Raw genomic sequence first — 20,235 nt, 5'->3', positions numbered from 1 at the left:
ATATATCCTTATGTTAAATAACCTCCAGTATTAGCTGGGGGTTTTTTGTTGGAATAGAAATTCTAATAACCATATATTTTTAGTTAATTAGTAGGGCAGAAGTTATATCCCTTCTAAATTTCTTCTAATGAATCGTAGTTTTATACTATTAATTCTTCTTTTATGCCTGTTTCAACCTGTAGTAGCGCAGAAAAGTTTTTTTGTTGATGGTTATCATGGAGGAATTTGGGGACACTATCCAAATCAATATACCGGTTTTATTGTCGATAAGTTAGATCAAAATCCATTCTGGAAAATCAATTTGGAGATAGAGCCCGTTACCTGGGATTTTGTAAAAGCCAACGATACTCAAAATTATTTACGGTTTAAGAAAAATGTTGAAGATCAATCCGTAGGTGGAAGGATTGAGTTTGTAAATCCATCTTACGGTCAGAGTTATCTGTTCAACATTCAGGGAGAATCCGTTATCAGGCAATTCGAATACGGAATTAAAAAAATCAGATCTCATTTTCCAACGGCAGAATTTCATACGTACAGCTCAGAAGAGCCTTGTTTTACGAGTGCACTGCCCCAGATATTATCTTCATTTGGTTTTTCATATGCCGCTCTCAAAAATCCAAATACCTGTTGGGGAGGTTATACCCGAGCCTTTGGCGGTGAACTTTTGAATTGGGTAGGTTCTGATGGTTCTAGCTTGCTGACTGTTCCACGCTATGCATCAGAAGGATTATTGCCTAAATCTACCTGGCAAACCACAGCATGGAACAATTCTGAAAACTATGTTACCAGCGCATTGCAATACGGGATTCAAAATCCGGTAGGCATGTGCTTACAAGATGCAGGCTGGAAGAACGGACCATGGTTGGGTGCGCCAAAAAACTTTAATTATACAACTTGGCGCAATTATATTCAGCAGATGGCGAATAAAAATAGCGTACAAACCTGGAAATTAAATCAAGAAGATCTTCAGGTTAGCCTTGTTTGGGGTGCTCAAATTTTGCAGAAACTTGCTCAGGAAACCAGAAGGGCAGAAAATAAAATTATCATGGCAGAAAAGATTGATGCTATAAATTCAATTGGCAATGTATCTATCTTAAGTGCGGGAAAATTCGATCCTGCTTGGGAAAATTTACTGCTTGCACAACATCACGATTCTTGGATTGTGCCTTATAACATTGTTAATAAGGAAAAGAATTGGAATTGGGCCCAGCAGGTAAGTTATTGGACAAAGACTTCAAATGAAATTTGCGATGGTATAATCCTCAAATCGATGGCTCAGCCTAAAGCTGGCGAAGAGTTGAATTATAGCGTTTATAACACACAGGCTTACCAAAGAGATGATATCGTTAGAATAGGTCTCCCCAATAATCTAAGAAATCCTCAGGTTTTTAATTCTAATGGAAAATTAATAGCCTCGCAGGTTGTTGCACAGAGCGACACCTCAGAAAGAAAAATACTTTTTATTGCCCACGTTCCTGCAATTGGGTTCTCTTCTTTCAAGATAAAAGAGACTAAGATAAAATCAGATGTTAAAGCTCAGCCAATGGCCGTTTTGGCTGGCGATAAATGTATTGTAAACACAGATCAATATAAGATTATCCTCAATGCAAATAAAGGTGGCACTATTGAACAGCTTATCGCCAAGAAAATTGATCAGAAAGACTTTGTTGATACTAAAAGCAAACGCTATTTTAATGAGATGCGTGGATATTTTTATCAAGAAGGCAGCTATGTATCGAGCGCTGACCATCCGGCAAAAATCAGCATTCTAGAAAATGGCCCTATCGAAGTAAAACTTAAGATAGAAGGAAAAATCTCCATTCACGATTTCGAACAGATTATTACATTAACAAAAAACAGTGAAATTATTGATGTTAAAACCCAGGTTAAATGGGTTGGCCATCCTGGGATCGGCCAAGATTACGCACAGGAGAAAGGATGGAATGCGGAGGATGTTAAAAAGGCATTTTATAATGACAGCTTAAAGCTCTTGGCTGTTTTTCCAACGAACATCAACAATCAAAAAGTTTTTAAAAATTCTGCATTTGATGTAATGGAAAGTGGTCTTGGCAACACCTATTTTAATACATGGGACAGCATCAAAAATAATTTAATTTTGAATTGGGTAGATGTTTTAGGAGATAACGACAAATATGGAATGGCTTTGCTGAATGATCATACAACAAGCTATGCCCATAATGAGGAAGGCATTTTAGGTTTAACTTTACAATATTCTGGAATGGGTTTATGGGGAATGAATTATAAAATAGATGGTGTTTCGAGATACAATTACGCTCTTTTGCCACATCGAAATAATTGGGCTAAGGCAAATGTTTGGAATAAAAGTGTAAAATGGAACGAACCATTACAGGTATTCCCAGGTTCTCCGAAATCAAAAACGGAAGAATCTTTGTTTCAGCTTAACAGAGATGGTTATGAAATATCATCAATAACTACAGAAAATAAGGCTTTGGTGCTGAGGATTTTTAATGAAAATGATGATTTGGCCCGAGTTGTACTGAGTTTAAATTTAGAAGTAAAAAAAGCAGAATTGATAGAGCTCAATCATAAAAAACGGGCTGATCTATTGTTGGTTAATCAACTAAAGGGAAATAAGAACATCATCTTATCCATCCCGAAGTTTGGGTTTAGAACAATCAAATTGTCCTTGTAATTTTTTTTAGACGTCATGGGCGGGATCGAACCGCCGTTGTAGGTTTTGCAGACCTTTACCTAACCACTCGGCCACATGACTATACATTCGTTTCTGGCTTAAAGCAATACTGGAATTTGAATAGTCAAATATATAAACTAAAAAATATAATCTATAGATTTAGTAGTTTATTTTGAATTTAATACAAATCCCTATTAATACTTTTTTTAGAAGAAGTTTTTATAATGATTTGTATTATGCTTTTAAATTATTTTGCTGGTTCTGATTTGCCATTGTGACAAGTTACACAGGCCACGGCCATAAAAGGCTTGCCATCCTTCATTTCGTTATGGAAATATTTTTTATTGATTTTCTCAGTCATTCTCATCATTTCGCGAGCGCGTTCCTTTTCTGGCTTTTCGTCACTCGCGAAATCCATCTTTTTAGGATTATCTTTCATTGGAGCATGGCAAAAACCACATCGAACGCCAAGCGCTACTTTGAAATTGTCCATTACTTTATCCAGCTCTTCATGACTGATGTTTTTAGGAAGAACCTTTAAGTTTTTTGCCTTTTGCTCTGGAGGTGGCATGAATGCGCTAAGTGAAAACGCCAAACCAGAGATTAGCGCAATAGCGATTGTTTTTTTATAATACATGTGTTGTTAGTTGTTGTAAACGAATATAAGAAAAGCGGATTATTTTATTTTCAAATATCTCTATGTATCAAGAATTTTAATTTAGAAGTACTTGAAAGCTTATAAGGGGATCGCGGGACGTTTAACAAAAAAGCCATCATTTCTGATGGCTTCTTATTCGATTTACTTTAGAGTACTCGGGGAGGGAATCGAACTCGAACTGTTTCGTGTAATCGCTGTTTTCATGTGGTGCAAGCGGGTTTTTATTCTAAGTTTATACGTGTTTTTGGTACGGTTTGCGGTACTTATTTTTTAAGAATGAATTAAGGAAATCGATGTTTGAATTATTTCTGCTCAAAGAAAATGTTCAGATCAACCTTATACTTGTTTCTTAAAACATTCAAAACTTTGAAGTTCAGATTCTGGGTGCCTTTTATCATTCGGTGAATGGTTGGTTGAGACACGCCGGAATCTGAAGAAAGGATCTCCTGACTGATCTTCAATTGATCCATGGTCATTTTCAAACGCTCGTGAGACTTCATCAGACATCCAGGTTAATCGTGGTATCATCATAATAATCCTTTCCGGTTTTCATTACGATTTCATTGGCCAGCCAGTCGGATTTCATTTTGTGGTCCGCTTCGCTCATTTTGCCATCAGCCAGTTCTTTGTCGATGTGGTCCTTGATTGAGTAAAGACTGCTCACCTTTACCAATGGAAATAGATAGGAGCCAAATGGATTATCGGAATAACCATTTGTCTTTGGCTCTTGCTGTACTTCCTTGAGTTTGTCCTCATAGTATAGAATAAGCTTATCGATATCGCTCAATGCTTCGGTCGCCTTAATGTATCCTTTCTTTCTGGCCAGGGCATCAAAAGTTGACTTCTGTCCATACCAAAGTATCACCACGAAAATGATGATACTTATTGCAAGCCAGATGAACAGGGGCTTCATTTCGGGTTATGGATTTACAAACGTTATGGTTTGAACCTTTTTGGGTGTACCGTAAGTAGAAACGATAACGATCGTTGTTGCGCTCGGCTTTGTTATCAGGGCATCGCTTACGTTATTCATTATTGTTCTGTCCGTCGGAATCGTACCAAAATAAGCATGGTAAGCATTATCCTTGAATGCAACGCTAAATGATGCGGTTTGCTTTGCAAATCGTCCTGAAGGCGAGTAAACCTCGTACTTGTCAGACATTATTGTCAGAACATCATCTGTTGGCGTTACATTCTCTGTACCGGTTAAAGTATTGGATGAATTGTAAGTCTCGATCTTGTTCGATTGGATTTTGTAGTTTCCCGTAACATTGAAAGTGTCAACCGGATGAACCGGTACCGGAGCTGGATCATTTTTCTTACATCCCAGAAGAGCGATCAGGAACATAAAAGGTAGTAGTTTTTTCATGAGATTTTAATTTGTGCAATTTAAGAGTTTATTATCTAATAGGTTTTGAAATGTTTACGATATTGAAAAGCTGATCAACCTCATCGAGATGAAGTGTGAAATCTGGGAATTTTTCCTTGTCCGGATTGAGGGAGTGGCAGGTTATGATTCCATTCTCGGAATCGTGCTTCAGGATCTGTTTGATCAGAATCCCGTTTTTGTGTACAATCACCCAATACTTATATGCGTTGATGTGAAATTTATTCTGCCAGTGGTGGCGAGGCAGGTCACGGCCCGTTACTATCGATCCATCTTCAATACTTTCATTTGATCCGTCAAACATGCTATCCCCGAATGCCTCAAACGAAAGGTATTTGCCCGAGTGTTTTTTGCCTACTATGATGGTATGCTTTGGCAGCTCTTCAATGTATTCGAGATCTGCGAAACCGGACATGTAACCAGCGTATGCATACTCATTGACCAAAGGGATCAGCATTAAATACTGACCGTTACCAAGCTCGATATATGGGTTCTCGTCATCCCCTTCCAGAGGATAATGTATTTCTGATACGGCTTTGGCATTCTCTCTAATCTCTGGCTGGGAAATTGGTTCATCGATTCTGTGTACAGGGTCGCCATTCCCTGTTTCGTAAAAGCCTCTGTTCAATTTGAATTCATCAATAAAATCACTAACGAAACCCTCCGGCACGGGGCGCATTGGATTAAGGTAATTCGATATTACCTGTGGGGTTTTGTTCATTCTACGGGCAATAATTGCCTTATTCAGCTGCTTATCTGATGCAAGAAGTGCATCGAACATTGTTAAAAATCGCGTCTTTAGAAGTTGTTTCACTGTTTTTGTTTATATATAAACAAGATGTTAATAACTTTTCACACAGAAAAAGTGAAATAAATTTTGTAATTCACAGAAACTGTTTACATTTGTTGTGTAATTAAAACAAACATAAACAAAATATGACAACATGCAACAAACCATACCTAAAAGATTTAGAGAAAGGCTTGACGAAATCGAGGTCGGCTCTTGCATAGACATCCTAGATGATGCTGAGTACAAAAACTTTAATGCTGAAATGGGAAGGTCGTTTCACAGCAATCCTGAAAGCAGTAAGGAGTTTTCAATTAGGACCGATAAGGTTTCAAAACAAAAGAAGCTCTGGAGATTGAAGTAAATGAAGGTAGTGTATTTAAAATCTCCAGTTGCTACGTCTGAGCCACCGAGAACGAGGATATCAAAGAAGCAAGCCGAAATGGCATCGGCTTCAAGATGGGTCCAGATTCAGGAAGAAGCGGATTTCAGAAAGGCGAATAGTTCAATTGATCCAGAGCAATGCTAATATCGGACTGAAGCTGAAGTATTGCCCGCTCTTTTTCTTCCAGATCATGAATGTAATTGATTCCATCGCGCACCCTGAATTCTTTGAACACACCAGGCCGATCCGGCCATTCATAAAAGTATTTAACGAACCAATCGCCATTTTTGGAGCGGATGATCGTTGGCAACTTGTATGGTTTTTTCATGTGCAGGAATCGTTTTCTATACGCTTTAGAACGTGGCACTTTTTTTGGTACGGGTAAATCCTCAGAAATGAAAAAAGCGCCACTGTGATTAGCAGTATCGCTTTTTTTTGTACTCGGGGCGGGAATCGAACCCGCACGCCTTTGAAAGCACAGGATTTTAAGTCCTGCGTGTCTACCAGTTCCACCACCCGAGCATTAGTCAATCCTGATAAACAGAATGATTAATGTCTTAAAATAAATGCCTTCCGGTAGGAAAGGCATTTGGAGCGAAAGACGAGATTCGAACTCGCGACCCCGACCTTGGCAAGGTCGTGCTCTACCAACTGAGCTACTTTCGCATATAAAATACAATCGCTGTATTCCCTTTGGGGTTGCAAATATAGAAATATAAATTCCAGATTCAAAAATAAATTAATAAATATTTCTCATATAAAAGCTTACAGTGTTTGATTCATTTTTATATAAAATAAATTAGCTCTTTGGAAATAATGACCAGACCATATAAAAGATTTTACTTTATTTTTCTTATCTTAATATTAAAATATAAACTTTGTAAATAAAAGCTTTAAAATGCATCATAATGGCAATTTTCTTTTCAACAAAAACAGATATATATTTGGATTGATATTGCTCTCCTTTATCTCGATAATTTGTGTTGCTTTTAGTTGGGGAGATAACGACAATTTTAATATTTCCAGAAGAGAAATTTTACTTCGGAAAATTGGACATGAACTTCTTCTACAATCAGGAGATCGTACATCAAGAGTGCTTCCGGTAGAAAAAATCGCAGAGAATGAATACCAAATCAGGTTTGAGCGTGAACTAACTTTTCGACCCGATTCGCTCGTGAATACGATTAAACGTTCACTTGTCGGAGATCCTTTAACGAGTGATTATATAGTGAATGTTCTTAAGTGTGGCAACTCTAATATTGTTTATGGCTTTGTCATATCCAACGATAAAAAAGATGATATTGTAGCCTGTAGAGGAAGAAAACAACCAACAGCATGTTATACAATCGACATTAAATTTAAATCCAGGGGGATAAATACAGCAAAGAGTGGGTATCTTTTGGGGAGTATTTCATTTTTAGCATTTGTTGGGATTGTTTTTTTTAGGTCTGTTGAGCAGAGAAAAGCTTTTCCAAAAAGTCATAATATTGATATGTTTACTTTGGGATCAACTTTGTTTGACTCAAAGAATAGGAAGCTCACTATAAATGAATATACAACGGACCTAACTGGAACTGAAACGCGTGTACTGCGCATTTTTGCCTTGTCTCCAAATGAAGTTATAGAGCGCAGCCGACTACAGAAGGAAATCTGGGAAGATGAAGGTGTTATCGTTGGGCGCAGTCTCGATATGTTCATCTCAAAACTTAGGAAAAAACTAGAGCTTGATCCCAGCATCAAAATTATAGTTATTCGAGGAAAAGGGTATAAGCTTGAAATTGGTGCTTAAAAAAGCACTAGAATCAAGGAAATCATATTTATTGAATAATGACTAAAATCTTGTGATAACAAAAAAGCCATCATTTCTGATGGCTTAAGTTTCGATTTTTTTTTAGAAGTACTCGGGGCGGGAATCGAACCCGCACGCCTTTGAAAGCACAGGATTTTAAGTCCTGCGTGTCTACCAGTTCCACCACCCGAGCATTAGTCAATCCTGATAAACAGAATGATTAATGTCTTAAAATAAATGCCTTCCGGTAGGAAAGGCATTTGGAGCGAAAGACGAGATTCGAACTCGCGACCCCGACCTTGGCAAGGTCGTGCTCTACCAACTGAGCTACTTTCGCAGATAACAAAACCGATCATCCGTTTCGTTTTGGTGATGCAAATATAGACAGATTTATAATTCTGTCAAGAAATTTCTTGTTAAAAATTTAATATTTAGTTTAAATTGCTGGCTTTCAGTGCAAGTAAAATTAAATCAGATTCGAAACCTCTTCCTTGCAAATAGTTCATCAGCTTTATTTTTCTTTTTAAAGGATTCTTTTCAGCTAAAGTGTTGGCTTTTTTTATCGCCAGATTTTCCAAAGTTTGCATGTAATCCTCATCATCCAAACTGTATAGTGCTTTTTGTAAAATCCTATCGGGCACACCTTTCAACTTCAAACCCTGTTTAATTTTTACCCGGCCCCATTTTTTAATGTTAAACTTTCCAGAGGCATAAGATTTGGCAAAGCGTTCTTCGTTAAGAAAATTGTTCATGATTAAGTCTGAAAGAATTTCTTCCAGCTCATCTCCACGCATTCCCCATTCTACCAACTTATAGCGAACTTCCTTTTGCGATCGTTCCTGATAAACACAAAAACTTTCTGCTTTGGCCAAAGCCTGTTTTTTATCTAATATTGCGCCCTCTTGTTTACCGCTTTTCATAATTAATTACTGAAATTCGTAAAAATAAAAACGATTAACGTATTTTTCTGAATATAATAAAATGCTGAACCCGATATATACCATTTCCAGAATCGCCGAAATTTTAAATGCTGATGCCAAATTAGTTGATGAGCAGGTTATTATTCAATATTTGGTGATTGATAGCCGCTCGGTTTTGGTGCCGGAAAATTCTTTGTTCTTTGCATTGTCTTCACATCGTGATGGGCACGAATTTATTAAAGATGCGTACGGAAAGGAGATCAGAAATTTCGTTATCACGGAAGAGAAATACGTTGATGAATATCCTGACTGCAATTTTATAATCGTGGATGCGGTCTTATCAGCACTGCAGAAACTTGCCATTGAACACCGAAATCATTTTGATTTAAAAACGATTGGAATTACGGGCAGTAACGGGAAAACAATTGTTAAGGAATGGTTATACCAGCTTTTAGCGGCAGATTATAATATCGTTCGCAGTCCGAAAAGTTATAATTCACAAATTGGGGTTCCACTTTCGGTATGGCAAATTGATGCTGATCATACTTTGGCTATTTTTGAAGCTGGCATTTCTGGCGTAAACGAAATGGAAACGTTGGCCGAAATTATTCAGCCCCAGATTGGCGTTTTTACCAATATTGGTGAAGCCCATGCGGAGGGGTTTAGTTCTAAAAGGGAAAAACTCACCGAAAAATTAAAATTATTCAAAGATTCCGACTTATTTATTTATTCTCCGGATTATGTTTCTGAAATCAATTTCAAAGATTTACCCGGAAAAAGGCAGTTTAGCTGGAGCAGTAAACAAGGTGCTGATTTGCGCATTATCGCAGTAGAACCCATTGAGGGAAACTGCTATTTAAGAGCAATTTATAAGGATAAAGAAATTGAATGCATGTTGCCGTTTAAGGATAAGGCATCAATAGAGAATGGAATGATTTGCTGGGCAACATTGCTGGCTTTGGGTTATTCGGCAGAACAGGCAGATTTACGTTTAGAGAAGCTAAGCCCTGTAAGTATGCGCTTAGAACTCAAAAACGGTATTAATCAATGTTCTATAATTGATGATTCTTACAGTGCCGATATTTCTTCCCTAGCCATTGCATTGGATTTTCTAAATCAACAAAATCAGCATCCTAAGAAAACCGTAATTCTATCCGAGCTTTTTGAAACCGGACAGGATGATTTGGATTTATATACTGAAATTGCCGATTTACTTGGCCAGAAGAAAGTAAACCGCTTAATCGGCATTGGAAGCCATATTGCCAGATATGCTCAGCTTTTCAAATTTGAAGCCCAATTTTTTGAAGATACGAATGCTTTTATTGAAGCTTTTCCGGGTTTGCAGTTTAGCCATGAAACCATTTTGGTAAAAGGCGCAAGGCGTTTTGAGTTTGGAAGAATCAGCAAGCTGCTCACTCAGAAAATCCACGATACGGTTTTAGAAATAGACCTAAATGCGATGGTTGGGAACCTGCAGTTCTACCGTTCGAAGATTAAACCTGGTGTGAAAATAATGGCGATGGTAAAGGCTTTCTCTTATGGAAGCGGCAGTTTCGAAATCGCGAACCTGTTGCAATTTCACAAGGTGGATTATTTAGCTGTTGCCTATGCAGATGAGGGGATCGCTTTGCGTAAAGCGGGCATCACTTTGCCCATTATGGTGATGAGTCCGGAGGAATCGGCATTTGAAGCCATTATCAAGCACAACCTGGAACCTGAAATTTACAGTCTGGAGATTTTAAATGGTTTCGTAAATGCCCTTTCTGATTATGATTTCAGCTACCCAGTTCATATTAAAATAGATAGTGGCATGCATCGTTTGGGTTTTGATGGTAATGAAATTGATAAACTGTCTACGTTTCTGAAAGATTCTCAACGTGTAAAAGTTCAGAGCATATTTTCGCATCTGGTTGCCAGTGGAGAAGCAGAACATGATGGTTTTACGCAGCATCAAATCGAAAAGTTTAAACTTATGGCGAGCCAGTTAATTGATGTTTTGGGCTATAAACCCATTCTACACATCGCCAATACTTCCGGCATTAGTCGTTGGCCGGAGGGACAAATGGACATGGTGCGTTTGGGAATTGGTTTGTATGGTTTCGACTCAGCCCTGTTAAATAACCGTGGACTGCAAACTACAATGGTACTGAAAACAACGGTTACCCAGGTAAAAACCTTAGATGCAGGTGAAACGGTTGGATACAGTCGCAATGGTGTAATGCCAAAAGGAGGCAAAATTGCTACAGTAAAAATAGGCTATGCCGATGGTTACAATCGTGCTTTTGGGAATGGAGTAGGTAAAATGCTCATTAACGGCCATTTGGTTCCAACTATCGGCTCAATTTGTATGGATATGACTATGCTCGATATCACAGGTATTGATGTAAAACCAGGTGACGAGGCAATCGTTTTTAATCAGGAACATAACATTATGGAACTGGCTAAAGAGATTAACACCATTCCATACGAAATCCTGACTAACATTTCTCAAAGGGTAAAAAGGGTTTATTTTTATGAATAGGTTGGTTCTGTAGCCAATGGTCATTAGTTAATAGTCTGGATGCATATATTACCAGCGACTATTAGTGAGTTAATGACTAATGAACTGATAAACTTTTAAACCAATGAACTAATGACTGGTGAACTATTAAACATTTTTGAATAAGTTTGCACTATGAACAAAGTCGGGAAAGCTATTTTAAACTATTTAATTAAAGGTTTATTAATTGTTGTGCCCATAGCTGTGAGCATTTTCATTGTTGTTTGGGCAGTAACAACTGTAGATAGTTGGTTAAACGTAAACAACATTCTGGGCGTAAATCCTCGCACAGGAGAGAGTCGGAATATTCCTGGCTTGGGCTTACTTACCGTGTTAACCATTATTTTATTGGCAGGTATTTTTGTAACCAATTTCGTTACCGAGCCGATGTATAACTGGTTTCAGCGTGTTATGCATCGATTGCCATTACTCAATTTTATTTATTCTTCTATAAAAGATTTAACAGAGGCTTTCGTTGGAGATGAAAAGAAATTCAATCATCCTGTAATTGTAGAAGTGGAGGGTGGTTTGCGTAAAATCGGCTTTCTTACTCAAAACGATCTGCATAAACTTGAACTTCCTGATGATGTAGCTGTTTATTTTCCACTTTCATATTCTTTTGCCGGTCAACTTTGTATTGTAAAAAGAGATCAGGTTAAAGATTTAAATATGAGTGCGGCTGATGCCATGAAATTGGTGGTGAGTGGCGGTGTAAGTGGTCTTTAGATTCGTAAAATGATTCAGATTTATCATAACAACAGATGCACAAAAAGTCGGCAGGCTTTGCAGGAGCTGGAAAATAGCGGGAAGGCTTTTGAGATTATTTATTACTTGGAAACGCCATTGAACAAAATTCAACTGAGCGAATTGATCGAAAAACTCCAGATCAAACCCTTAGCGCTTATTCGTAAAACGGAAAAGATTTTTATCGACCATTATAAAGATAAAACGCTGAGTGATTCTGAATGGATTGACGTAATGGTCGAATATCCAATTCTGATCGAAAGACCTATCGTTGTTTCGGGCGATAAAGCTGTGATTGCCAGGCCAACCGAAAGCATTAACCAAATTTTAGATTAAGTATTTTTTGGTCTGGATTTGATCCAGTCTTCATAATTCATTTCAAACTTTACTTCGCCCTTATTTACCAGTCCAACGTTTTTCCAGCCCTGTTTTTCGTAAAACTTTTCGGCCCTTGTGTTTGGGGCTGTTCCTAGCCAAACTGTTTCTTGTGTTTGGTCGAAATACCAATCCATCATTAATCGATGCAGTTCTTTTCCAATTCCATTGCCTTCAAACTCTGGTTGTAAAAATAAGGCCCAAATGTTGTTTTCTTCCAAATCAACGATTGAAAAACCAACAACATCGCCATTAACTTCACAAACCCAGCCTCTACCTCTTTTGGTGATAAAATCTTCGCAATCTGCATCGGTTACCAGTGCAGGGTTAGAAAGGGTGTTTTCCTTTACGGTATGTCTTACAATTTGGATTTGGGGGATGTCGCGTATTTCTGCTTGGCGGTAAATCATACAGCTAAGATAATAGGTTGATTTGAATTAACTACAAAGACACCACGAACTTGTACAAAGAATTCTCCATTCCGTTACACTTCAGTCGAAATGACGAGTACTTCAAAATAATCAGCATTAGAAATCTGCATTTAATGCTCTTTAAACACAATTTATAATTTCATTATTTCATTTTACAATTCAATGATTTACAATTTCCGAATTGGTTATACATTTGCTTAACGGTGTTAGATTATTTACACCTAATATTCCATATCATGGGAAGCAAAGAAAGAATTCTACGTTTAAAAGATGAAACCAGGACCAAAATCCTGGATGCAGCCTTGAACATTGTTCAAACTGAGGGCTGGCAGGCATTGAGTATGCGTAAAATTGCCGACCAGATTGAGTATACAGCACCCATTATTTATGAATATTTTTCTAATAAAGAAGGCATCTTGTTAGAATTAACCAGAAGAGGTTATTTAATCTTGGCCAAAGATATTCGTGAAGCCAGAGATCAGCATGAATCGGCTGAGGATAAAATGGAAGCCATGTGGATTGCCTACTGGAATTTTGCTTTTGCACATAAAGAATTTTATCAGCTGATGTACGGTGTGGATATGGTTTGTTGCAATGTGAAAAGTGCAATGCCCGAAGCAGAGAACGTTGGCGGGATGTTGGGCGATGTAATTGAATCGTTATTTATTAAAAAGCCCGTTTCTGAAGATGATATCTGCATGAAATATTATACCTACTGGTCGATTATTCATGGTTTAATCTCGATCAATCTCGTTCGCCCAAATGGTAGAACAACAAATGAACTGAACCAACAAATTTTAAAAGACGCCATTAAAGGCATTACTTTATCCATTAACAACTAATATATTTTTTCCTAATGATTTAACAGTGTTAAATCATTTATACACTTTAATTCCAATAAATTTAATTATATGAAATCTCTACATCGCTTGTATCCACTACTTAACACCGTTAAATGGTTTAATGGTATTAATTTAATGTTAACAATTTCTTTCCTATCTATAATTTTGGTAAGCTGTAAGTCTTCTCCTGACCAGTCTGCAGCGGCACCTCCACCACCAGCATTGCCTGTAAGTGCCATTAGCTCCAGCACCGAAACCACCTATATCGAGTATCCGGCTTCTATTCAGGGCGCTGTTGATATTGATGTTCGTCCGCAGGTAAGTGGTTACCTGCAAAGCGTTTTGGTTAACGAAGGCGCTTATGTAACTGCCGGACAAACCTTATTCAAAATAAACGAAAACCCTTTCCGTGAGGCATTGAACAACGCAAAAGCAAGCTTACATGCTGCAGAAGCCGCGATTTTAAATGCACAGTTGGAAGTAGACAAGCTGACTCCATTGGTGCAGAACAAAGTTGTTTCTGATTTTCAGTTAAAGACTGCAAAAACGGCTTATAAAATTGCACAGGCCAATGCCGAACAGGCTAGGGCAAGTGTAGCTTCGGCACAAATCAACCTGGGTTATACCAATGTTAAGGCTACGGTAAGTGGTTACATTGGCCGTATCCCCAAAAAACAGGGAAGTTTGGTTTCGCCAACGGATCAGGTGGCTTTAACACAGTTATCGGATATCCACGAAGTACACGTTTATTTCGCCCTTGCCGAAAACGATTTCAACAGCTTTAATGCAAACTACCCAGGTAAAACGCCTGCCGACAGGATTAAACATTTACCAGCAGTTGAGCTTTTGCTGGCCGACAACGCTGCCTATCCAATTAAAGGTAAAATTGATATGATTGATGGTCAGTTTGATAAAAACACAGGAGCCATTACCTTAAGGGCAAGTTTTCCTAATGCGAGTGGTGTTCTTCGCTCGGGTAATACGGGCAAAATCCGTTTAGGCTTGCAACATGACGATGCCATTTTGGTACCTCAGTCGTCTACCGTGGAAATGCAGGATAAAGTATTTGTATTTACCGTAGGGGATAGCAGCAAAGTGAAAAAACAAGCCATTACTATTGTTGGTAAAGCCGGCGAAAATTACCTGGTTAAAGACGGGGTAAAGGTTGGTGACCAGATTGTATTAAGTGGTGTTGATAAATTACAGGAAGGCATGGTGATCCAGCCTCAAAAGGCAGCAGATAAAGTAGCTGTTGCAGTTAGAAAAAAATAATACGACAATAAAATATAAAAAGTCATGTTTCAGAAATTTATAGACAGGCCTGTACTTTCGACGGTTATTTCCATCTTATTGGTAATCGTTGGTATACTTGGCTTAACCAAGTTGCCCTTAGAGCGCTTTCCAAATATCGCACCTCCGTCGGTATTGGTTACTGCTGTATATCCTGGGGCCAATGCCGAAACGATTTTACGTTCGGTAACTCCATCATTGGAGGAAGCAATTAACGGTGTGGAGAACATGACTTACATGACTTCCAGCGCCAGTAACGATGGTACATTGGCCATCACGGTTTACTTTCAACAGGGTACCAACCCCGATCAGGCTGCCGTTAATGTGCAGAACCGTGTTTCGCAAGCTACCAGCCAATTGCCTGCAGAGGTTGTACAATATGGTATAACCACTACCAAACAGCAAAACAGCTTTATTGGTGCGATTGGGGTTTACTCCGAAGATCCAAAAAAATATGATGCTGTTTTTGTAAATAACTATGCACAGATCAATATTATTCCGGAGCTTAAGCGTATTCCGGGTGTAGGTTCTGCCAGTGTATTTGGTGGAATTAAAGATTATTCGATGCGGGTATGGTTAAACCCAAGCCAATTGGCTACCTATAAAATTACACCCAACGAAGTGATTACGGCTATTCAGGATAAAAACCTGGAAGCGGCACCTGGTCGGGTTGGTGAACGCAGTGATGAGGCATTTGAATACATTATTAAATATAAAGGTAAACTTACCAAACCAGAAGAGTATCAGAACATTGCGATCCGTTCTAATTCGGATGGTTCTATCTTACGCTTAAAAGATGTTGCCCGTGTGGAACTGGGTGCTTATAGTTATGGTAGCGTAAACCGTTTGAATGGTCATGATGGTATTACCATTGGTGTAATCCAATTATCTGGATCGAATGCCAACGAAATTCAGATTTCCATTGATAAGCTTTTGGCAAAATTATCAAAGGATTTTCCTGCGGGGATTAAATACAATCAGTTTTACCGTACCAAAACCGATTTAGATGAATCCATAAACCAGGTAGAGCATACTTTGATCGAGGCTTTCTTATTGGTATTTATCGTTGTGTTTATCTTCCTTCAGGATTTCAGATCTACCTTAATCCCGGCCATTGCGGTTCCGGTTGCCATTATCGGTACATTCTTTTTTATGCAATTGTTCGGTTTCTCGGTAAACCTTTTAACCTTGTTTGCACTGGTACTGGCCATAGGTATTGTGGTGGATGACGCGATTGTTGTGGTTGAAGCGGTGCATGCCAAAATGGAAGAAGACCCCACGCTTTCGCCTAAAGAGGCCACTACACAGGCAATGAGCGAAATTACCGGGGCAATTATCTCGATTACATTGGTTATGGCTGCGGTATTTTTACCGGTTGGGTTTATGACGGGTTCTACAGGTATATTTTACAAACAGTTTGCCCTAACCATGGCCATCGCCATCATTATCTCGGCAGTTAACGCTTTAACTTTAAGTCCGGCTTTGGCTGCCTTATTTTTAAAGAACAAACATGCAGGAGGTGGACATCATGCCCCTAAAAAAGGTTTTGTAGAAAAATTTTATGCCGGCTTTAACGGTGGCTTCAATTATATGACCAACAGATACGTTGGTGGATTAAAAGTGCTGATCCGTAATAAATGGCTGAGTGTGGGCGGCTTAGCCTTAATCGTTCTGGTTACCGTTTTCCTAGTGAGCAGAACAAAAACAGGCTTTATTCCTACAGAGGATCAGGGTTTTGTGGCGATTGCCGTCGCCAGTCCATCGGGAACCTCATTAGCCAATACCAATAAAATGCTGAAACAGGCTGAAGCCGAATTGAGGGCTATGCCATCAGCCAGGTTTGTAATGTCGTTGGCCGGTTATAACTTTTTAACCGCTTCTAATAGTCCTTCAGCGGGTCAGATTTTCTTGTTGTTAAAACCAAATGAAGAAAGGGGAGCCGTTAAAAACATCGATGAAATCCAGAATATTGTAAGGGCTAAAATGGCTGCTATATCGGCCGGGACCTTCTTTGTATTCAGTTTTCCAACGGTACCCGGTTTTAGTAACGTTGAGGCGATGAACGTGATGTTACAGGATAAAACCAATGGAAGGCTGGATAAATTTAGCGGTGTAGCAAATAATTTTATTGGAAAGTTAATGACGAAACCTGCAATTGCCTATGCTTTTACTTCTTATAAAGCCGATTATCCGCAGTTGCAATTGGATGTTAACGATGAAAAAGCCGATCAGCTGGGTGTAAGCAAAAAAGATATTCTGCAAACCATGCAGACTTATTTTGGTACGGCACAGGCATCAGATTTTAACCGCTTCGGTAAATATTATCGTGTAGTGGTGCAGGCCGATATTGCCGACAGAACCGATCCTTCGGCTATCGATCGCGTGTTTGTTAAAAACAAGGCAGGCGAAAGTGTACCGATTAGTACATTGGTTAAATTAACCCGTGTATATGGCTCTGAAACCGCTTCGCGTTATAACCTGTTTAACTCTATCGAGGTAAATGCCATCCCTAAACCTGGTTTTAGTTCTGGTGATGCGATTAAGGCAATAGAAGAAACGGCTAAAGAACAATTGCCAACGGGATATGCTTACGAATTCTCGGGACAAACCCGTGAGGAAATTTCTTCAGGCGGGCAATCGACCGTAATCTTTCTGCTTTGTTTGGTGTTCGTATATTTCTTATTATCGGCTCAGTATGAAAGTTATATCTTGCCATTGGCCGTAATACTTTCTATCCCTACAGGTATATTCGGTGTATTTGTGGTGTTGGGTTTAACCGGTATCGAAAATAACATTTATGTACAGGTAGCACTGATTATGCTGATCGGGTTGCTGGCTAAAAACGCGATTCTGATTGTGGAGTTTGCGGTTCAGCGGCGAAAGGCAGGACTGAGTTTGGTTGATTCGGCTATTGAGGCCGCACGATTAAGGATCAGACCGATTATTATGACGTCACTTGCCTTTGTGTTCGGTTTATTCCCAATGAGTATTGCAACGGGCCCATCAGCCCAAGGTAACCACTCCATCAGTATCGGTGCCGCAGGCGGGATGGTATCTGGTGTTGTTTTAGGTTTATTTATCATTCCGGTACTTTTCGTCATCTTCCAGGCTTTACAGGAAAAACTATCAAAAAAATCAACAAATGAGGTTGTTCGTCACCATGAAGAACCTATAAATAATCATGCAGTTTATGAAACGGTTTAATATTTTTACCATCCTGCTCCTTGTTATGGTATGGAGTGGATGTTCGGTTTCTAAAGATTTATCCTTGCCCAATGTTGCGCCAGGCTTATTTAGAAATTCAGCGCCGAAAGATTCGGCAAGCATTGGCGATTTGCCTTTAAAAAGTTTTATTTCAGATTTAACTGTTCAGAATTTAATCGATACCGCGCTGGAGAAAAATTACGATATGCAAATTGCATTGAAAAATATCGATGCGGCAGAGGTGCTTTTTAAACAATCGAAATTGGGCTATTTACCTGAGCTTAAGCTGCAGGTGGCAGCGAGCTCAAGTCGCCCTTCTGATAATAGCTTAAATGGTTTAAGCATCAGTCAATTTACTGGCTCAAAACATATCGAAGATTACAATGCCAATCTGGGTGTGTTTTGGGAGGCCGATATCTGGGGTAAAATCCGTAATCAAAAAGCTGGCGCTTTAGCCAGTTTTTTGCAAACAGAAGAAGCTAGAAAAGCCATTCAGACACGTTTAGTGGCCAACGTAGCAGAGGGTTATTACAATCTTTTAATGATGGATGCCCAGCTGGAAATTGCGAAGAAAAACCTAAAACTAAACGATAGCACTTTAAGGATTATAAACTTACAGTTTGGTGCCGGACAGGTAACTTCATTGGCTATACAACAGGCAGAGGCTCAGCAGTTGGTTGCGGCCCAGCTCATTCCCCGCTTGGAGCAAAATGTAATCTTGCAAGAAAATGCACTAAGTGTTTTAATCGGTACATTGCCTAAAGCCATCAACAGGCAAACCAGACTGGAAAACATGGAGATTCCACAAAATTTAAGTACGGGGTTTCCATCGGCTTTGTTGAGCCGTAGACCAGATATTAAGTCAGCAGAATTGGCTTTAAATGTGGCTAATGCCAAAGTCGGTGTTGCAAAGGCCAGTTTATATCCCTCTCTTGTGATTACCGCTAGTGGTGGTGTAAATTCTTTTAAGGCAAGCAATTGGTTTAATGTTCCGGCATCCTTGTTCGGAATGGTTTCTGGTGGGATTACTCAACCCATTTTTCAACGCGGACAGTTAAAGGCAAGTTACGAACTGGCTAAAATAGATCGCGATAAAACGGTGATTCAATTTCGTCAGTCGGTTTTAAATGCAGTAGGAGAGGTTTCTGATGAATTGACCAAGGTTGAAAAATTGAAAACTCAATATGGCATCGCAGAAAAAAGGGCTCAAACTTTACAACAGGCTTCTAGAAATGCCAGTCTGCTTTTTAAAAGTGGCATGGCCAGCTATTTGGAAGTGATTACGGCTCAAGGCAATTTATTGCAGAGCGAACTGGAATTAACCACCATCAAAACAGAACAGTTAAATGCTGTTGTTGGCTTGTATAGATCGTTGGGTGGGGGCTGGAATTAAAGCCCCCATCCGCCCGGTGGGCACCTTCCCCCCTGAAGGGTGAAGGGTTGTAAAGCCTCACCCCAACCCTCTCCGAAGGAGAGGGAGCTATTATTCAGAGTTCCCAATTTTCCACCCTAAGTGGGAGGGACACGAGAATGCGTAATATAGAGTCACTTTATAATTCCGCTCTTTCCCTTATCCCAATAATGTTACTTTTCGGCTCGGCGTCGCCGAGGGGCACTTAATTTTTGCTTGATCAAAAAAGTAACAAACCTGAGCGTAGCGAAAGCATGCCCGCCATTAAGCTTTAAACAATAGGGCATAACTTAAAGGCTTGGATCTGATCTTAAACAAACCTACCAACGCTTTTTTACTGCTGTGCAAGGCTTCCCGATATAAATCGGGACAGGCTAATGAAAAATTGAGCGTGCGCAAAGCTAAACTCCTTTTGGTTTTCTCTTCAGCTCATCGCCGCCGAGGGCTTTTTTCTTTTTCTTGATAAAAAGAAACAAAAATCAAGGCTTGGCTCTGATCTTAAACAAACCTACCAACGCTTTTTACTGCAGTGCAAGGCTCAATGAAAAATTGAGCGTGCGCACTGCAGCTTTTCTTGTAATAAAGATTTATTTTGAAAAGCTTTTGGTGGTTTCTTCTGCGATCATCTCCTATGCCGGAAAGCAGGGTGCCGAACCCCCATCCGCCCGGTGGGCACCTTCCCCCCGAAGGGTGAAGGGAGCATGGTGCAGAAAAAACTGGGTGCTTAACATTCCTTTTTTAGGAAGTTAATTTCGGCTCAACGGTTAAAGACTATGAGGGGAACTCCCCTCTTAATTTA

At 39.2% G+C, this 20,235-nt stretch carries 18 protein-coding genes and 5 tRNA genes; 10 read left to right on the top strand and 13 right to left on the bottom strand.

Annotated features, from left to right (window positions below):
* The first annotated feature begins 127 nt into the window (after positions 1-127).
* Positions 128-2,674: a glycoside hydrolase family 38 C-terminal domain-containing protein gene (locus DF947_RS18035; RefSeq protein ID WP_109931519.1), complete on the top strand. Its 2,547-nt coding sequence runs from the start codon at positions 128-130 to the stop codon at positions 2,672-2,674.
* Between the two features lie 10 nt (positions 2,675-2,684).
* On the opposite strand, the gene DF947_RS18030 is transcribed toward DF947_RS18035, so the two are convergent.
* From DF947_RS18030 to DF947_RS18005, 6 genes are all read right to left on the bottom strand, one after another.
* Positions 2,685-2,755, bottom strand: a tRNA-Cys gene (locus DF947_RS18030).
* A gap of 166 nt (positions 2,756-2,921) precedes the next feature.
* On the bottom strand, positions 2,922-3,311 hold the full coding sequence (locus DF947_RS18025) for a c-type cytochrome (protein WP_109931517.1): 390 nt from the start codon (positions 3,309-3,311) through the stop codon (positions 2,922-2,924).
* Between the two features lie 323 nt (positions 3,312-3,634).
* Positions 3,635-3,832 carry a helix-turn-helix domain-containing protein gene (locus DF947_RS18020; RefSeq protein WP_109931514.1) on the bottom strand — a complete coding sequence of 66 codons (198 nt, stop codon included), beginning with the start codon at positions 3,830-3,832 and terminating at the stop codon, positions 3,635-3,637.
* Complete coding sequence (locus DF947_RS18015) at positions 3,832-4,245, bottom strand: ATP synthase subunit B family protein (protein WP_109931512.1); 414 nt, start codon at positions 4,243-4,245, stop codon at positions 3,832-3,834. Before DF947_RS18015 ends, DF947_RS18020 begins: the two co-directional genes overlap by 1 nt.
* A 6-nt stretch (positions 4,246-4,251) precedes the next feature.
* Positions 4,252-4,701 (bottom strand): hypothetical protein, encoded by a 450-nt coding sequence (locus DF947_RS18010; protein WP_109931510.1) that lies wholly within the window; start codon positions 4,699-4,701, stop codon positions 4,252-4,254.
* Between the two features lie 31 nt (positions 4,702-4,732).
* Positions 4,733-5,500, bottom strand: a complete 768-nt coding sequence (locus DF947_RS18005; protein ID WP_109931508.1) for a S24 family peptidase — start codon at positions 5,498-5,500, stop codon at positions 4,733-4,735.
* A 163-nt stretch (positions 5,501-5,663) separates the two neighbouring features.
* Between DF947_RS18005 and DF947_RS18000 the strand changes: the two genes are divergently transcribed.
* Complete coding sequence (locus DF947_RS18000) at positions 5,664-5,870, top strand: hypothetical protein (RefSeq protein WP_109931506.1); 207 nt, start codon at positions 5,664-5,666, stop codon at positions 5,868-5,870.
* 124 nt (positions 5,871-5,994) lie between these two features.
* Here DF947_RS18000 and DF947_RS17995 read toward each other — a convergent pair whose 3' ends face one another.
* From DF947_RS17995 to DF947_RS17985, 3 genes are all read right to left on the bottom strand, one after another.
* A complete protein-coding gene (locus tag DF947_RS17995; RefSeq protein WP_109931503.1) occupies positions 5,995-6,219 on the bottom strand; it encodes a hypothetical protein in 225 nt (74 codons plus the stop codon).
* A 110-nt stretch (positions 6,220-6,329) separates the two neighbouring features.
* Positions 6,330-6,413 (bottom strand) — tRNA-Leu (locus DF947_RS17990).
* A 68-nt stretch (positions 6,414-6,481) separates the two neighbouring features.
* Positions 6,482-6,557 (bottom strand) — tRNA-Gly (locus tag DF947_RS17985).
* Between the two features lie 232 nt (positions 6,558-6,789).
* On the opposite strand from DF947_RS17985, the gene DF947_RS17980 reads away from it, so the two are divergent.
* Positions 6,790-7,680, top strand: a complete 891-nt coding sequence (locus tag DF947_RS17980; RefSeq protein ID WP_109931501.1) for a winged helix-turn-helix domain-containing protein — start codon at positions 6,790-6,792, stop codon at positions 7,678-7,680.
* Positions 7,681-7,789: 109 nt separating this feature from the next.
* Here DF947_RS17980 and DF947_RS17975 read toward each other — a convergent pair.
* The 3 genes from DF947_RS17975 to DF947_RS17965 form a co-directional block, all read right to left on the bottom strand.
* Positions 7,790-7,873 (bottom strand) — tRNA-Leu (locus DF947_RS17975).
* A gap of 68 nt (positions 7,874-7,941) precedes the next feature.
* Positions 7,942-8,017, bottom strand: a tRNA-Gly gene (locus DF947_RS17970).
* A gap of 94 nt (positions 8,018-8,111) precedes the next feature.
* Positions 8,112-8,600 carry a regulatory protein RecX gene (locus tag DF947_RS17965; protein ID WP_109931499.1) on the bottom strand — a complete coding sequence of 163 codons (489 nt, stop codon included), beginning with the start codon at positions 8,598-8,600 and terminating at the stop codon, positions 8,112-8,114.
* Between the two features lie 61 nt (positions 8,601-8,661).
* On the opposite strand from DF947_RS17965, the gene DF947_RS17960 reads away from it, so the two are divergent.
* From DF947_RS17960 to arsC, 3 genes are all read left to right on the top strand, one after another.
* A complete protein-coding gene (locus DF947_RS17960) occupies positions 8,662-11,121 on the top strand; it encodes a bifunctional UDP-N-acetylmuramoyl-tripeptide:D-alanyl-D-alanine ligase/alanine racemase (protein ID WP_109931497.1) in 2,460 nt (819 codons plus the stop codon).
* 153 nt (positions 11,122-11,274) lie between these two features.
* Entirely contained in the window at positions 11,275-11,865 is a 591-nt protein-coding gene (locus DF947_RS17955) for a DUF502 domain-containing protein (protein ID WP_109931495.1), read from the top strand.
* A gap of 9 nt (positions 11,866-11,874) precedes the next feature.
* On the top strand, positions 11,875-12,219 hold the full coding sequence (gene arsC / locus DF947_RS17950) for an arsenate reductase (glutaredoxin) (protein ID WP_109931493.1): 345 nt from the start codon (positions 11,875-11,877) through the stop codon (positions 12,217-12,219).
* Here the strand turns inward: arsC and DF947_RS17945 are convergent.
* The gene (locus tag DF947_RS17945; RefSeq protein ID WP_109931491.1) at positions 12,216-12,668 is read right to left on the bottom strand and encodes a GNAT family N-acetyltransferase; all 453 of its coding nucleotides are present in this window, start codon (positions 12,666-12,668) and stop codon (positions 12,216-12,218) included. The genes arsC and DF947_RS17945 overlap by 4 nt on opposite strands.
* A gap of 257 nt (positions 12,669-12,925) precedes the next feature.
* Between DF947_RS17945 and DF947_RS17940 the strand changes: the two genes are divergently transcribed.
* The 4 genes from DF947_RS17940 to DF947_RS17925 all read left to right on the top strand — a co-directional run bounded on the left by DF947_RS17940 (position 12,926) and on the right by DF947_RS17925 (position 19,418).
* Complete coding sequence (locus DF947_RS17940) at positions 12,926-13,531, top strand: TetR/AcrR family transcriptional regulator (protein WP_109931489.1); 606 nt, start codon at positions 12,926-12,928, stop codon at positions 13,529-13,531.
* A gap of 69 nt (positions 13,532-13,600) precedes the next feature.
* On the top strand, positions 13,601-14,803 hold the full coding sequence (locus DF947_RS17935; RefSeq protein ID WP_109931487.1) for an efflux RND transporter periplasmic adaptor subunit: 1,203 nt from the start codon (positions 13,601-13,603) through the stop codon (positions 14,801-14,803).
* Between the two features lie 24 nt (positions 14,804-14,827).
* The gene (locus DF947_RS17930) at positions 14,828-18,025 is read left to right on the top strand and encodes an efflux RND transporter permease subunit (RefSeq protein WP_109931485.1); all 3,198 of its coding nucleotides are present in this window, start codon (positions 14,828-14,830) and stop codon (positions 18,023-18,025) included.
* On the top strand, positions 18,012-19,418 hold the full coding sequence (locus DF947_RS17925) for a TolC family protein (RefSeq protein WP_109931483.1): 1,407 nt from the start codon (positions 18,012-18,014) through the stop codon (positions 19,416-19,418). The genes DF947_RS17930 and DF947_RS17925 overlap by 14 nt, the downstream gene beginning before the upstream one ends.
* The last annotated feature ends 817 nt before the right edge of the window (positions 19,419-20,235 follow it).

Origin of the sequence: Pedobacter paludis (assembly GCF_003173575.1) — a bacterium.
GTDB lineage: Bacteria > Bacteroidota > Bacteroidia > Sphingobacteriales > Sphingobacteriaceae > Pedobacter > Pedobacter paludis.
The sequence above is the reverse complement of the archived record's forward strand: the minus strand, read 5'-3'. Positions and strand labels throughout refer to the sequence as shown.